We start from the raw sequence: 14,121 nt of genomic DNA, 5'->3' as shown, positions 1-14,121 counted from the left end.
GGATCAGGCCGCTACCGCCCACGGGGGACGGTCTTCGATCTCGACCACCGCGCACGTCCAACTGAACCCGGCGCCTACCCCGGCCATGAGGATCCGCTGCCCAGGCTGGGCTGCCCCGCTTTCCACCAGATAGGTGAGTCCGGAGAACTGGTCTCCTGCGCCGAGGTGCCCCACGGTTCGGCCCCAACGCCAGGTCGAACGCTCCGGGTCGATTCCGAAGGGGACGAAAAAAGTGGCGGACAGCCGCCGTCGCCCCAGGTGGGGAAGGACGAACCAGTCGATGTCGGCCAGTTCGGTGCCTGAGCGGGCCAGCGCATCCTTCACCGCTTGGCGCTGCCCGTCCGCCATCTGCGCGAGGGTGAAGGAGCGTCCGGCCTCCGCGATGAACTCGTCTTTGCAGGCGCCCAGGTCGACCCGGTCCCGGTAGGTGAAAGGGACCGTGCCGAAGGGTGCCGTGCCGCGGTGCATGGCCTCCAGTTCGGGACGCGAGGTCGACGCGATGCTGAGCAGTCGGGCGAACCCGCGTCCCCGGGTGAGGAGCAGGGCAGTGCCCCCGTCGGCGTAGACGGTGCCGGGATCGCTGTTCCACCGGTCGAAGCCCGGCGGGGAGAAGCGGTCGCCGGTGGTGATGAGCACGCTGGAGGATTCCGGGGCGGCTGCGAGGTGGGTGGCTGCGAGGTCCATGGCCCCCATGCCGCCGTTGGACACTTGGCCCAGCCAGAAGGCGGGGCAGTCGTTGCCTACGGCGGCCCGCTGCACGTAGGAGGCGGGGGCCCACAGTTCTTGGCCCTGGTAGTAGATGCTGGCGTGGAGGACCAGCCGGATGTCGCTGGGGGAGGCGCCGGAGCGCGCCATGACGATCCGGGCGGCGCGGGCTGCCATCTCCGGTCCGGACAGCCCGTCGGACACGGTCACGGATTCCACGCCGAGCTGTTCTTCCGTGCCCGGCGGGCATTCTCCGCGGGCTTCGGCATCCTTGGTCCGCACGCGGCGCGGCAGCCACGATGCGCTGGCGGCGATGCTGATCCCCGTGCTCACCGGTCTGCCTCCGGCGCGTCCACGATCTCGCACACAAGGTCTCCTTGCGCGACCGGTGTGCCGGCTTCCACGGCGAGCCCGCGGACGATCCCGGCGCGGTGGGCGGTGATGGGCTGCTCCATTTTCATCGCTTCCACGAGGAGGAGGGTGTCTCCCGGCTGTACAGCGTCCCCGTCGGCGACGACGACCTTCACCACGGTTGCGGGGGTGGGCGCGGTTACCGCGGTTCCGGCGCGGGACCCGCCGCGCGAGGGCGGGCTGGTCCTCGCTGCTCGGCGCGGGCGAGGGAGGACAGCGGTGGTGGACCGTGCCGTGGGCACGCTGACTTCGAACCGCTGGCCGTTGACCTCGACCAGGACCCGTTCGCGGGATTCGCTGGGGGGCGCCTGCGCGGGTGCCGTGCCCCGGGGTAGTTCTTCAAGCAGGTGGAAAGGGAAGCTGGTTTCCACCCAGCGGGTGTGGATGCGTGGCACGTCCGCCGTGAATTCCGGGGTGTCCAGCAGGGCCCGGTGGAACGGGAGAAGGGTGGGGACGCCGGCGACCGTGACGTCGGCGAGGGCGCGCCGTGCCCGGGCGAGGGCGTGTGCGCGAGTGTCCCCTCGGACGATGAGTTTCGCGATGAGCGAGTCGAAGTGCGGGGGGACGGTGTCGCCCTGCTGGTATCCGGTATCCACTCGGATTCCCGGTCCGGTGGGAAAGACGAGCTGGTCGAGACGGCCCGCGACCGGGGCGAAGCCGCGGTGGGGGTCTTCCGCGGTGATGCGGAACTCCACGGCATGGCCGTGCACCGGGAAGTCGGTGCGTTCCAGCCGCTGCCCGTCGGCGATCCGGAGCATTTCCTGGACGAGGTCGACCCCGGTGACTTCTTCGGTGACGGGGTGCTCCACCTGCAGTCGGGTGTTGACTTCGAGGAAGGACAGGGTGCCGTCCTCCGCCAGGAGGAACTCGCATGTGGCGGCACCCACGTATCCGGTTGTGCGGAGGATGGCTGCGGACCCTTCGCGGAGGAGCTCCCACTGGTGCGGGGTGAGCCCCGGCGCCGGGGCTTCCTCCACGAGCTTCTGGTGGCGGCGTTGGATCGAGCAGTCTCGGGTGGACAGGACGGCGACATTGCCGTGCGCGTCGGCCAGGCACTGGGTTTCTACGTGGCGCGGGCGGGCCACGTAGCGTTCCACGAAGCAGTCTCCGCGGCCGAAGGCGCTGGCGGCTTCGCGTACCGCTGCTTCCAGCAGCTCGGGAATCTGCCGGGTGTCGTGGACGATGCGCATCCCGCGGCCGCCGCCCCCGTGGGCGGCTTTGACCGCGACCGGGTATCCGTGGCTGCGGGCGAAGTCGGCGACTTCTGCTGCTGTGGTCACGGGCCGACCGGTTCCCGGCATGACGGGGACTCCCACGTCGCAGGCGATGCGGCGTGCGGCGACCTTGTCGGCGAGCAGTGCGATCGTTTCGGCGCTCGGACCGATCCAGGTGAGTCCGGCCTCGCGCACAGCCTGGGCGAACGCGGCGTTCTCGGCGAGGAACCCGTACCCGGGGTGGACTGCATCTGCTTTGCTGGCGGCGGCTACGGCAAGGAGTTTGCTGATGTTGAGGTAGGTGTCGGCTGCGGTCTCGCCGTGCAGCGCGTAGGCTTCGTCGGCGGCGCGGACGTGCAGGGCGTCCCGGTCCGCGTCAGCGTACACGGCGATGCTGACCAGTCCTGCCTCCCGACACGCGTGGGCGATCCGCACCGCGATCTCTCCACGGTTGGCGATCAGGACTCTACGCACGTGTTCCTCCTGTCTGCACGGTCTTCGCGCGGTCCAGGGCGGTGTGGAGGACGTCCTGCCAGGCAGCGCGTCGGCGGATGGCGGTGCGGTATCTGGCGATGGCGCCTTTGCCGCCCACGGTGAGGGCCCCGGTGATCCGCTCGCCTGTGCGGTAGAGGCAGGCGAACTCTCCCCGGGCGGGGTCGCCGACGACGGCGGTCTCGTCGGCGGTCGGCTCTCCGATGAACTGGATCCGCCGGCCGTACCAGTCGCTCCAGAAGTAGGGGATGGACGCGTGGGGGGTGTCCGGTTGGCCGGTGGCGATCCCGCGGGCGACGGCGGCTGCCTGGTGGGCCGCGTTCGTCCAGTGTTCGACGCGGACTTTCCTGCCCAGCCATGGGTTGAACCAGCGGGCAACGTCCCCCACCGCGTACACCCCGGGCACGGTGGTGCGCAGCGCGGCGTCGCATTCCACTCCGTCGGTGCACGCGACACCTGAGCCTTTCAGCCACTCCGTGTTGGGGTGGGAGCCCACGCCGACGACGACCGTGTCGGCTTTGAGGACAGATCCGTCGGAGAGCAGGACTTTCTCGACGCGTCCTGTCCCGTCGAGCGCGGTGACGGTCACCCCGCAGCGGAGTTCGGTGCCGTGGGCGCGGTGCAGGGCGGCGCAGAGGCGTCCGGCTGTCTCCCCCAATGCTGCGGCGAAGGGGACGTCCCTGGCTTCGACGATGGTGACGTGCAGGCCCAGGGTTCGCGCGCTGGAGGCAACCTCGGAACCGATGAAGCCTCCGCCGACGACCACGACGCGGCGGGAACGGGCCAAGGATTTCCGCAGCGCCCTGGCGTCAGCGACCGTGCGCAGCAGGTGCACTCCGGCGAGGTTGACGGCCCAGCCGGGGGTGCGGGGCCGCACCCCGGTGGCGATGACGAGCGCGTCGTAGGGGATGGTGTGGCCTCCCGCGTGGACGGTCCGGGACCGGGGGTCGAGCGTGTGGGCGGCCACCCCCAGGCGCAGGTCGACGTCCAAGTCGCGGCGCAGGTCGTCGGCCGGGCGGTACACCGGTGTCTGCGGTTCTTCGCGGTCTTCCAGGAAGCGGGTGGACAGCACGGTGCGGTCGTAGGGGGCCACGGGTTCGTCGCCGATCAGGGTCAGCTCGCCGTCGAATCCGGCGTCCCTGGCCCCCTCCACTACGCGCAGTCCCGCCAGCGACGCCCCGACGACGACAAGCCGTCTGGTGCGGGCGGGCGCGGTCATTGTGCCCTCAGAGCGCTGACCGGGCAGGCGCGGACTGCGCGCATCGCGTCGTCCTCGTAGCCTTCGGGCACTCGTTCCCCGTCGAAGAGGGTGACCAGTTCGCCTTCGTCGTCGAGGCGGAAGAGCGAGGAGGCCACTTCCTCGCACAGCCCGTGTCCTTCACACCGGGCGTAGTCGACGTGGATGTCCATCGGTCTCCTTTCCGCGTCATCGGCCAGGTCAGGCGGAAAACTCGACGGGCAGGGTCGTCATGGCGCGAATCGTGTTGTGGACCCGCCACGTGGGCTGTCCCACTTCGATGCGGGCGACTTTGCGCACGAGGGCGTTGAGGAGGGAGTGGCCTTCGAGGCGGGCCAGTCCTTGTCCGACGCATCCGTGGATGCCGTGGCCGAACCCGACGTGGGTGTTGGCGTTGCTGCGGGTGACGTCGAAGGTGTCGGGGTCTTTCCGGTGGCGTTCGTCCCGGTTAGCTGAGGCGTAGACCATGAGTGCCCGGCTGCCGCGGGCGAGGGGGATGCCGCCGATCTCGGTGTCTTCGGTGACGTATCTGGACAGGGCGCGGATGGGGGCTTCGTAGCGGATGGACTCGTTGAGGACGTTGGGGATGAGGGAGGGGTCTTCTCGGACCATGCGCCACTGGTCGGGGTTTTCGCCGAGCTGCCACAGCATGGTGGACAGGGCGGAGACGGTGGTGTCGAGGGACGGCACCAGGTAGTCGCCGATGAGTGCGGGGAGGAGCTGCTTGTCGACTTCTCCTTTCTCTGCGGCTTCGACCAGGGCGGCGCCCCAGCTTCCAGGGGCGAGCCGTCCTGGGCGGACGATCTCGGCCATGTACTCCCACATGCCTTTGAGCGTGGGCAGGTCGCGCAGCGCCCGTTCGTTCATGGGGCCGAGGGCTTGGAATCCGGCGGAGGCCCAGTCGAGGAAGTGTTCGCGTCCTTCAGCGGGCCAGCCGAGGAGGTCGGGGACGACGGACAGCGGGAAGATCTGGGCGAAGTCGCGGACCCCGTCGAAACGGCCGAGTTCCAGGAGGTGGTCGATGAGGGCGTCGGCGCGCTCCTGGAAGTAGTCGTGGTGTTTGCGGAGTGCCCTGGGGGTGAGGGGGCCGCCCATCACGCCGCGCACATGGTCGTGGTAGGGCGGGTCGCTGACGAGGGCGCTGCCCTTCATTTTCTCGTTGAGGGGGTCGTTGAGCGCCACACCGTAGCCGGAGGCGAAGGTGCGGTGGTCGTGGAGGGCCGCGTAGACGTCGTCGTAGCGGGTGACGGCCCACACCTGGTAGCGCTCCAGCCACACTGCGGGGGCGGTGTCGCGGAGCCTGCGGTAGGTGTCGTACGGGTTGAGGATGACTTCTTCGGAGTAGAAGTCGAGGTCGGTGGAGGGGGCGAGGGTCGTCATCGGGTGCCTTTCTGCGTGGTTGGGCAGGGATGCGGAGTCAGAGAAGGGAGCCTCCGGTGGCGTCGATCCAGGCGCCGGTGATCCATCCGGCTTCGGGGGAAGCCAGGAAGGCCACGATCGGTGCGATGTCGGCGGGGGTGGCGAGCCGTCCGAAGACGGAGAGCTGGGAGAGGGAGCGGCGGACGGCGGGGTCGGCTAGTCCCGGATGCCCGGTGTCTACGACTCCGGGGGCGACGGTGTTGACGGTGATGCCGCGCGGGCCGAGGTGTTTCGCGAAGTGGAGAGTGACCATCTCCAAGGCGGCTTTAGCCATCGCGTTGGCGACTTCGGGCGGGTTGGCGAACCGGGTGAGTCCGCTGGAGATGTTGATGATCCGGCCCCCGTCGGGGATGAGGGGTTCCAAGGCGCGCACGATGTGGAGGGGTGCTTGGGCGTTGACCCGCATGAGGTGGTCGACGTCGGCCGGGTCGAGGTCGGAGGGCGGGGCGGTCACCTCGGTGGCGGCGTTGTTGACCAGGATGTCTACTCGTGGGGCGGTTGCTGCGCCGAGGACTGTGGCGAGCTGTTCGGTCAGGGCGGAGCGGAGGCGTTCCCCGTCGTCCGGCCTGCCGAAGAGGGTGTGGACGGCGACGGCTGTCCCTCCCCGCTCCGTGATCTCGTGGACGACTTGGTCGGCTTGGTCCGCGCTGAACCCGTAGTGGACGGCGACGGTCGCTCCTTCCTGGGCCAGCCGGTGGGCGATGGCTTTTCCGATGCCTCGGTCGGCTCCGGTGACGAGCGCGACTTTTCCGTCACATCTGCCCATGGGAGTCCTCCTGGCCGGTGGTGAGGGTGGGGACGGGGCGGGGGTCGGCGGGGAACCACCGGGCGAGTTCCGGTGCTGGATCGGTGTCGGCTGTTCCGGCGGCCGCCGTGTACCCGTCGGGGCGCAGCAGCAGCCAGCCTGCTTTGCCCCGGTCGAGCAGCACGCCCCGCCCGGTCGCCAGCAGGGTGCGCAGGCGTTCCTGGTCGGCGGGGCCGAGCAGGTCGGGTGGGAGTCGGCGGCCGACTGCCGGGTCTAGAGGGGTGGGCGAACCGTAGCGGATGTGGAGTCCGCTGATCCGCAGGGCGAGCTGTCGGCGTACCGCCGGGTATGCCATGAGTTCCGCGAGGAGGGTGCGCAGCGGTTCCACTTCGGGGCCGCCGAGCAGGAGCAGGGTTTGCGCTCTGATGAGGGCGAGGGTGCGTGCCGCTTCGGGTCTGCGTTCCTCGTCGTAGCTGTCGAGGAGCCAGTCGGGGGCCCGTCCGGTCACGTGCGCCGCCAGTTTCCAGCCGAGGTTGAAGGCGTCGTGCAGGCCGAGGTTGAGCGCTTGGCCGCCCACGGGCATCTGCCGGTGCGCGGCGTCCCCTGCCAGGAGGATCCGCCCGTTGCGGTAGCGGGTGGCGTGCAGGCACGTGTCGTCGAACCTGTCGGCCCACACCACGCGGGCTCCGGACAGGTCGTCCCCGGTGACGTCGTGCCAGGCGTCGATGATGTCGTCGGGGGCTGGGGGCCCGGCGTCGTTGGCGGGCCCCCAGTTGCGGCGGTGGACCATGATGCGGGTGAGGCCGCTGGGGTCGGTGGCTGAGACGGCGAGGCCGCGGGGATGCCGTTCGAACCGTCGCGTGGGGACGTCGACACCGGTGAGGTCGGCGCGGAGCAGGTGGCGTTGGGGTCCGGTGCCGGCCAGGTCGAACCCGCCGACTCGGGCCACCGTGCTGTCTTGGCCGTCGCAGCCCACCACATAGTCGGCGCGCACGGTCTCCGGACCGGACGGGCCTTCGAGGCGGGCTTCCACCCCGTCCGCGTCTTGGCGGAGGCTGCGCAGCGCGGTGCCCCGGCGCACTACGGCCCCGAGGCCGTGGACCCACCCGGTGAGGACCGCTTCGAGCCTGGTCTGCGGGACCTTCCACACGCCGGCCCGGGGCGAGGGCACGTCGCCGAGGTCGAGGGGAAGTCCCGCGAAGTGCCCGGTGCGCACGGGGTCGGGGGGACCAAGCGCGGTCAGCAGGCCGCGCTGGTCGAGCAGTTCCGCGCTCAGCGCGTGCACCGTGGATGCGCGGGACTCGGTCATGGGTGTTGCGCGCTGCTCCACCACCTCGACCTGGGCTCCGCCGAGGCGGAGTTCGCCGGCGAGAGCCAGGCCTACGGGTCCGGCCCCCACTACGAGTACCTGCGTGGATCTCATGTGTCAGTCCCGTCCCCTGTCCGAGTGGTCGCGGCTCAGCGGCGTTCCTCGGCGTAGGCCTTGGCCAGTCCGAGAGTGGCTCGGCTGTTGGCGCCTAGCGCTTCCCGGACTGCTTTCCGGGCCTGAGCCAGGTCGGCTCCTGCTCCGAGCACGTCGGTGATGCGGTCGGTGTTGATCACCACGGTGTGCTGCGAGGTGGCGATGGTGCTGTCGCCGTCCTCGACGAAGGTCCAGCGCCCGGTGTGCAGGGACAGCAGGGCGGGCAGGACGAGCTGTTTGTAGACGATGCGCTGGTTGTCGAGGCAGACCCGCACCGACCGGGTGGTGTGGGTGGTGCCGTCGGTGCTGCGGGTGTCCATTTCGAGGATCTGCAGGCCGGGGGTGTCTTCAGTGAGTTCCACCCGGGCCACGTGGGGCAGGCGTTCGGCCCACAGGTCGGCCCGGTTGATGAAGTCGAAGAGGTCCTTGGCTGACCCGTGGACGCGGACGCTGTCTTCGAAGCTGAGCAGTCGGTCGTCGCCGCTGGCGAGGGTTTCGACCCCGGTTTTGAGGGCGGCGAGTTCCGCGGTGCTGTTGCGGTCGACGGCTTGGCTGATCCACTCCAGTTTCTCCGGGTCGTCGTCGACGGCCCGGTAGTCGTGGAGGAGCACGACCCGGCAACTGTGCTCGTCCAAGGGCTCGAGGATCCAAGATCCGCCCATGGCGGCGACGGGGGGTGCGGAGACTTCCTGGCGGAAGTCGATCCGCCGCGCGGCGGGGTCGAGAGTCCGGCGCGACGTCCACCCTTTGACGTCGCCGTTGGCGGTCGCCCAGATGCGGATGCGTTCCTGGTTTCCGGAGTGTTCGATCCGTTCGGCGTGGATGGTCGGTGGGAAGAGCTGCGGCCACTGTTCGACGTCGGCGATGAGCTCGTAGACCCGGGCTGCGGGGGCCTGCACGACAATGGTGTGGCGGTCTTCCCGGGATCCGGTCGGCTGCATGGTGTCTGTGTCCTCTCTGTGGTGGTCAGAAGTTGCCGAGGCCGCCGCAGACGTTGAGTGCCTGTGAAGTGATCGACGCTGCGGTCTCGGTGGTGAGGTAGCCGACCAGTCCGGCCACTTCTTCGGGGGTGGAGTAGCGGCCGAGCGGGATTTTGGCTTGGAATTTCGCGAGGACTTCGTCCTCGCTGATCTGCCAGGCTTGGGCGTAGCGCTGCCGAACCGCTTCCGCCATGGGGGTTTCCACGTAGCCGGGGCATACGGCGTTGACGGTGATCCCGGTGGGCGCGAGTTCGTTGCCGAGGGCTTTGGTGAATCCGACGACGCCGTGTTTGGAAGCGGAGTAGGGCGCGCCCAGGACCACTCCTTGCTTGCCGGCGGTCGAGGCGATGTTGATGATGCGTCCCCAGGAGGCTTCGCGCATTCCGCCGGTGGTGAGCACTTCCCGGGTTACGCGGAACACACTGGTGAGGTTGGTGGCGAGGACGTCGTCCCACAGGTCGTCGGGGATGTCGGCGGTGACCCCGCCTCCCCCGCGTCCCGCGTTGTTGACGAGGATGCCGATGGTGCCGAAGCGTTCGACCGCGGCGCGGACCATGGCCCGGATGTCGTCGAGGGAGCGGACGTCGCAGGCTTGGCCGTCGACGGGGAGATTCCCGTTGTCGGAGAGTTGTTTGGCGGTTTCCGCTACCCGTTCCCCGTTGCGGGCGCAGATGAAGACACGGTGGCCCCGGTTGGCCAGTTCTCGGGCCACAGCGAGCCCGATGCCGCTGGTGGCTCCGGTGACGATCGCGGTTCGAGGTGTGGATGTCACGTTGAATCCTCCGAGAACGATCAGGGTCAGGCGGCGGCCGTCATGCGGTTGACGAGGTCGATGAGCGCCCGCGGGGTGAGTGCCGCGGCGAGGTCTTCTTCAGCGATGCGGATTCCGTAGGCCCGTTCGATGCGCGCCCCGGTTTCCATCAGGGCGAGGGAGTCGTAGCCCAGTTCTTCGAATTCCGTGTCCAGGGCGTCGTCGCTGATGGCTGTGCTTCCGTCGGCTCCTGCAGCCTCGGTGAGGATGCGGCACAGGTCAGCAAGGGTGAACTCGGTTGTGGACATGGGTGTCTCCTTCGGGAACGGCCCGGAGCATCCGGGCGGGCAGGGTTAGGCCGCGCGGAGGACGAGGGCGGAGTTGAAGCCGCCGATTCCGCGGGCGACGATCAGGGCGATGCGGACGGGCAGGCTCCGAGGGGTTTCGGTGACCAGGTCCAGCCCGAGGTCGGGGGCGGCGGTGGCGTTGATGGTGGGTGGGATGACGCCGTCGCGGATGCTGAGGAGGGCTGCGGCAGCGTCGAGCGCGACCGCCCCGGAGAAGAGGCGTCCGGTCATGGTCTTGGGAACGGTGACGGGGACGGCCCCTTCCCCGAAGACGGCGTTGATGGCTGCGGCTTCGATCCGGTCGAGTTCCGGGATGGCGGCGCCGTCGCAGAAGACCACGTCGACTTCGTCGGGGTGGACGTCCGCGTCGGCGAGGGCGCCGCGCAGGGCCGCTTCCAGGGTGCTGGGACGGCCGCTTCCGGGCGGAGGGTCGAGCGTGGCGGCGTGGCCCGCGACAACCCCGTAGATGCGGGCGCCGCGGGCCCGGGCTGCGGTTTCCTCTTCGAGTACCAGCAGTGCTCCGCCTTCCCCGGGCACGTGCCCTCGGGCGTCGGCAGAGAACGGGAGGTAGGCGCGGCGGGGGTCGTCCGCGGTGCTGACCCGTCCCGAAGCGAGGTGGGCGATCCACCCCCAGGAGCACAGGGAGCTGTCGACACCCCCGGCGAGCATGACACGGGCGCCTTTGCGGATCTGCCGGCGGGCGTGGGCGATCGCGTCTGCTCCCCCGGCCTGGTCGGAGACGAGGACTCCCGTGGGGCCGCGCATCTGGTGGCGGATGGAGATCTGACCGGTGTTGACCGCGTAGAACCAGGCGAACGACTGGTAGGCGCTGACGTAGCTGGCGCCTTTGGCCCACAGGTTGCGGAGTTCCCGTTCACCGAACTCGTAGCCGCCTGAGGAGCTGGCCGTCACCACTCCGGCGGAGAACTCCGGCAACTGGGCGGGGTCCAGGCCCGCGTCGTCCCATGCCCACTGGGCGGCGGCGAGCGCCATTCTGGTCATGTGGTCGGTCTGCGGCAGGAGACGGCCGGGCAGGTGGTCGGCGGCGTGGAATCCGACGACTTGCCCCGCGAGCGAACTGGGGTATCCGCTCGCGTCGAACTTGGTGATCGGCGCGATGCCGTTGCGGCCTTCCAGGGTGGCCTTCCAGTAGTCGTCGACGCCGAGGCCGGTGGGGGCGATCACTCCGAGTCCGGTCACCACTGTGGTGGTCATGGGAGCCTCCTGTCCGCTGTGGTGAGGACCATCGCGCTTTGGAAGCCGCCGAAGCCGCTGCCTACCGTGAGCACCGTGTCGACTCGGTGCTCACGCGCGGTGATTGGCACATAGTCGAGGTCGCACTCGGGGTCGGGTTCGGTCAGGTTGGCTGTCGGCGGCACGATGTTGTCCCGCATGGCCAAGAGGCAGGCGGCGATTTCGATGGAGCCGATCGCGCCGAGGGAGTGGCCGATCATGGACTTGATGGAGCTGACCGGTGTCCGGTAGGCGTGGCTGCCGAGGGCTTTTTTGAAGGCGGCGGTCTCGTGGCGGTCGTTCTGTTTGGTGCCTGAGCCGTGCGCGTTGATGTAGTCGATGTCGTCGGGGTTGACGCGTGCCTCGTGCAGCGCGACCCGGATGGCTTCCGCCATTTCGTGGCCGTCCGCGCGGAGCCCGGTCATGTGGTAGGCGTTGGACCGGGTGGCGTAGCCTGCGAGTTCGCCGTATATGCGGGCGCCGCGGGCCCGGGCGTGCTCGCGTTCCTCGATGACGAACATGGCGCATCCTTCACCGAGGACGAAGCCGTTGCGGGTGCGGTCGAACGGGCGGGACGCGGTGGCGGGGGTGTCGTTGCGGGGTGAGGTCGCCTTGATCGCGTCGAAGCAGGCCGAGGTGATGGGGGTGAGGGGGGCGTCGGTGCTGCCGACGACGACGGCGTCGACGATGCCTTCTCGGACCAGGTCGGCGGCATAGCCCACCGAGTCCAGTCCAGAGGTGCACCCGGTGGACACCACGGTGGCTGGTCCTTCCGCCCCTACCTCCCAGGCCACGTCGGTAGCGAACGAGCTGGGCACGAAGTGCCGGTAGAGGTCGGTGACCGCGGGGTCGTAGCGGACGGGGTCAAGCTGTCCGTCGTCGCTGGACAGCCGGTACTGGTTTTCCAGGCTGGTGGATGCGCCGACGGCGCTGCCTACGACCACGCCGACCCGGTCTGGGCGGTCGATGGTCAGGCCGCTGTCCGCCATGGCTTCGCGGGTGGCGACGACAGCGAACTGGGCGGCCCGGTCCATGGTGCGGGCCTGCTGGGCGGTGAGTCCGTGCTCTTCGGGGTGGAAGTCGACTTCGGCGGCGATCCGGGACCGGAAGACGCTCGCGTCGAACAGGGAGATGGGGCGGGTCGCTGTCCTGCCTTCGGTCAGCAGGTTCCAGAAGGCCTGCGTGCCTATCCCGCCGGGTGCGATCACCCCGATGCCGGTGATGACTACGCGTCGTGTCATGCTGCTCCTCGTGCTGTTCGCCGGGCTGTGTGGGGGCCTCGTGCTCAGGAGGAGGCGGACCAGTGGTAGAAGCGGGTGGCGACAGCGTCCGCGGGGGAACGCCACGTGTCCGGGTCGTAGGCGGTGATGAAAGGCCTGAGGTCGTTGCTGATCTGCTGGAAGAGCGGATGGGACCGGGCTTTCGCGATGTTGGCGGCGCCGTCAGGGGTGGCGAAGTTCTGGAGGTGGAAGTACAGCCCCCGGTAGGTGAAGAGTTCCCGGCGCAGGGTGCCCATCAGGTGGGGCATTTCTGTTGCGTCGAAGGCCGCGAAGAGGCGGGCGACGTCGTCTTGGTCTTCCGGACGCATCCGGCCGACGATGAGGGTGCTGTGCATGGTGCGGTCCTTTCGCGGTGCGCGGATTGGGGGGTGGGTTAGGCGGGGTCGCCGAACCAGCGGTGGAGTGCGTCGGCGAGCGCTTCCCGGCCGGGGTCGGTCCAGGCGATGTATCCGTCTGGGCGGATGAGGAGGGTCCGGGCTCCTTCGAGTCCTTGGCTGTCGGGAGCGAGGCGCGCGGTGACCACGTCCACCCGGTCGCGCCACCGCTGCGCGGTGTGCTGGTGGTCGGGGGAGTCCGCCAGGTCGAGGAGGACGCCGCGGGCGGCGTGGAGGAGCCGGTGGGTGGTGGTGGGGTTTCCGTCCACGAGAAGGTCGCGGGGCGGGAGGCGTCGGCCGAGGAGGGGGTGGTCTTCGGGGCCGCCCTCGTAGCGGATGTCGAGCCCGCTGACCATGGCGGCCAGGTGGCGGTTGACTTCGTCGTAGGTCATGAGCTCCGCGAAGAGCTCCCGGAGCGGCTCGACCTCGGTTCCTTTGAGGTAGAGCAGTCCTTGGGCCTGGGTGTTCATCAGCACGCGGGCGCCGACGGGGTGGCGTTCGGCGTGGTAGGTGTCCAGGAGGTGTTCGGGGGCGGTGCCGCGGAGCACGGAGCCGAGCTTCCATCCGAGGTTGACGGCGTCTTGGACGCCCACGTTGAGCCCTTGTCCTCCTGCGGGCAGGTGGACGTGGGCGGCGTCTCCGGCGAGGAACACCCGGCCTCTGCGGTATTCGGTGACTTGGCGTGCTGCGTCAGTGAACGAGCTGGTCCACAGCGGGGTGGCGGTGCTGATGTCCTCTCCGGTGAGGCGCTGCCAGGCAGCGCTGATCTCGGAGAAGGGCGGCGGAGCGCTGCGCGGGCCCGGGGTGTGCCCCCGTTCGCAGACGATGATGCGGTCGATGCCGGAGCCGATCGGCGCGTTCATCACCATGCCGCCGGGGGTGCGCACCCCGATGGGGCGGGGCGGCAGGTCGGCGCCGACGATATCGGCGAGGAACATCTCCATCGTCGGCTCCGCCCCTGGGAAGTCGAATCCCGCGAGGCGGCGCACGGTGCTGTGTCCTCCGTCGCAGCCCACGAGGTAGGCGGCCCGCAGGGTGACGTCGCCGTCGGCAGTCTGGGCGAGGACTTCGACCGCGTCGTTGGTGTCGGCGACTTTGACGACTTCGTGGCCGCGGCGGATGTCCGCCCCCAGTTCCACGGCCCATTCGGCGAGGATGCGCTCGGTGACCCACTGGGGGACGCTGTTGGCGGAGAAGTGGATGCCGTCGAGGATGGAGAAGTCGAGGGGCAGTCCACCGAAGTGGCCGGCGGAGGAGGTGGTGACCTCGCCGAACCGTTCCATGAGTCCGCGCTGGTGGAAGACTTCGAGGGTTCGGGCGGTGAATCCGAGTCCGCGGGACTGTCCGGTGGGTTCGGTGAGGCGTTCCAGGACGATGACGTCCACTCCGGCGAGCCGCAGCTCACCGGCGAGCATGAGTCCGGTGGGGCCGGCGCCCACGACGATGACGGAAGCGTCCAACGTGTGCTCCT

The 14,121-nt window shown here is 69.5% G+C and carries 14 protein-coding genes; all 14 read right to left on the bottom strand.

What is annotated here, in order from left to right:
* Positions 1 to 3: 3 nt before the first annotated feature.
* From TFU_RS06145 to TFU_RS06080, 14 genes are read right to left on the bottom strand one after another with little or no spacing between them, the layout of a single operon-like run.
* Complete coding sequence (locus tag TFU_RS06145) at positions 4 to 1,071, bottom strand: ketoacyl-ACP synthase III family protein (protein ID WP_196794329.1); 1,068 nt, start codon at positions 1,069 to 1,071, stop codon at positions 4 to 6.
* Positions 1,035 to 2,804: an acetyl/propionyl/methylcrotonyl-CoA carboxylase subunit alpha gene (locus TFU_RS06140; RefSeq protein ID WP_011291675.1), complete on the bottom strand. Its 1,770-nt coding sequence runs from the start codon at positions 2,802 to 2,804 to the stop codon at positions 1,035 to 1,037. The genes TFU_RS06145 and TFU_RS06140 overlap by 37 nt, the downstream gene beginning before the upstream one ends.
* On the bottom strand, positions 2,797 to 4,041 hold the full coding sequence (locus TFU_RS06135) for an NAD(P)/FAD-dependent oxidoreductase (protein WP_011291674.1): 1,245 nt from the start codon (positions 4,039 to 4,041) through the stop codon (positions 2,797 to 2,799). The genes TFU_RS06140 and TFU_RS06135 overlap by 8 nt, the downstream gene beginning before the upstream one ends.
* The gene (locus tag TFU_RS06130) at positions 4,038 to 4,232 is read right to left on the bottom strand and encodes a ferredoxin (protein WP_011291673.1); all 195 of its coding nucleotides are present in this window, start codon (positions 4,230 to 4,232) and stop codon (positions 4,038 to 4,040) included. The genes TFU_RS06135 and TFU_RS06130 overlap by 4 nt, the downstream gene beginning before the upstream one ends.
* 28 nt (positions 4,233 to 4,260) lie before the next feature.
* On the bottom strand, positions 4,261 to 5,439 hold the full coding sequence (locus TFU_RS06125) for a cytochrome P450 (RefSeq protein WP_011291672.1): 1,179 nt from the start codon (positions 5,437 to 5,439) through the stop codon (positions 4,261 to 4,263).
* Positions 5,440 to 5,476: 37 nt separating this feature from the next.
* The gene (locus TFU_RS06120) at positions 5,477 to 6,244 is read right to left on the bottom strand and encodes an SDR family NAD(P)-dependent oxidoreductase (RefSeq protein WP_011291671.1); all 768 of its coding nucleotides are present in this window, start codon (positions 6,242 to 6,244) and stop codon (positions 5,477 to 5,479) included.
* Entirely contained in the window at positions 6,231 to 7,646 is a 1,416-nt protein-coding gene (locus TFU_RS06115) for an FAD-dependent monooxygenase (protein WP_011291670.1), read from the bottom strand. The genes TFU_RS06120 and TFU_RS06115 overlap by 14 nt, the downstream gene beginning before the upstream one ends.
* A gap of 35 nt (positions 7,647 to 7,681) precedes the next feature.
* Positions 7,682 to 8,626, bottom strand: coding sequence for an aromatase/cyclase (locus TFU_RS06110; protein ID WP_011291669.1), 945 nt, complete (start codon positions 8,624 to 8,626; stop codon positions 7,682 to 7,684).
* A gap of 25 nt (positions 8,627 to 8,651) precedes the next feature.
* Positions 8,652 to 9,437 carry a 3-oxoacyl-ACP reductase FabG gene (gene fabG / locus TFU_RS06105; protein WP_011291668.1) on the bottom strand — a complete coding sequence of 262 codons (786 nt, stop codon included), beginning with the start codon at positions 9,435 to 9,437 and terminating at the stop codon, positions 8,652 to 8,654.
* A gap of 26 nt (positions 9,438 to 9,463) precedes the next feature.
* The gene (locus tag TFU_RS06100) at positions 9,464 to 9,724 is read right to left on the bottom strand and encodes an acyl carrier protein (RefSeq protein WP_011291667.1); all 261 of its coding nucleotides are present in this window, start codon (positions 9,722 to 9,724) and stop codon (positions 9,464 to 9,466) included.
* Between the two features lie 45 nt (positions 9,725 to 9,769).
* The gene (locus TFU_RS06095; protein WP_011291666.1) at positions 9,770 to 10,978 is read right to left on the bottom strand and encodes a ketosynthase chain-length factor; all 1,209 of its coding nucleotides are present in this window, start codon (positions 10,976 to 10,978) and stop codon (positions 9,770 to 9,772) included.
* A complete protein-coding gene (locus TFU_RS06090) occupies positions 10,975 to 12,237 on the bottom strand; it encodes a beta-ketoacyl-[acyl-carrier-protein] synthase family protein (RefSeq protein ID WP_011291665.1) in 1,263 nt (420 codons plus the stop codon). The genes TFU_RS06095 and TFU_RS06090 overlap by 4 nt, the downstream gene beginning before the upstream one ends.
* Positions 12,238 to 12,281: 44 nt before the next feature.
* Positions 12,282 to 12,611, bottom strand: coding sequence for a TcmI family type II polyketide cyclase (locus TFU_RS06085; protein WP_011291664.1), 330 nt, complete (start codon positions 12,609 to 12,611; stop codon positions 12,282 to 12,284).
* A gap of 38 nt (positions 12,612 to 12,649) precedes the next feature.
* The gene (locus TFU_RS06080; RefSeq protein WP_011291663.1) at positions 12,650 to 14,110 is read right to left on the bottom strand and encodes an FAD-dependent monooxygenase; all 1,461 of its coding nucleotides are present in this window, start codon (positions 14,108 to 14,110) and stop codon (positions 12,650 to 12,652) included.
* Positions 14,111 to 14,121 lie beyond the last annotated feature (11 nt).

Origin of the sequence: Thermobifida fusca YX (genome assembly GCF_000012405.1) — a bacterium.
Taxonomy (GTDB): domain Bacteria; phylum Actinomycetota; class Actinomycetes; order Streptosporangiales; family Streptosporangiaceae; genus Thermobifida; species Thermobifida fusca.
The sequence above is the reverse complement of the archived record's forward strand: the minus strand, read 5'-3'. Positions and strand labels throughout refer to the sequence as shown.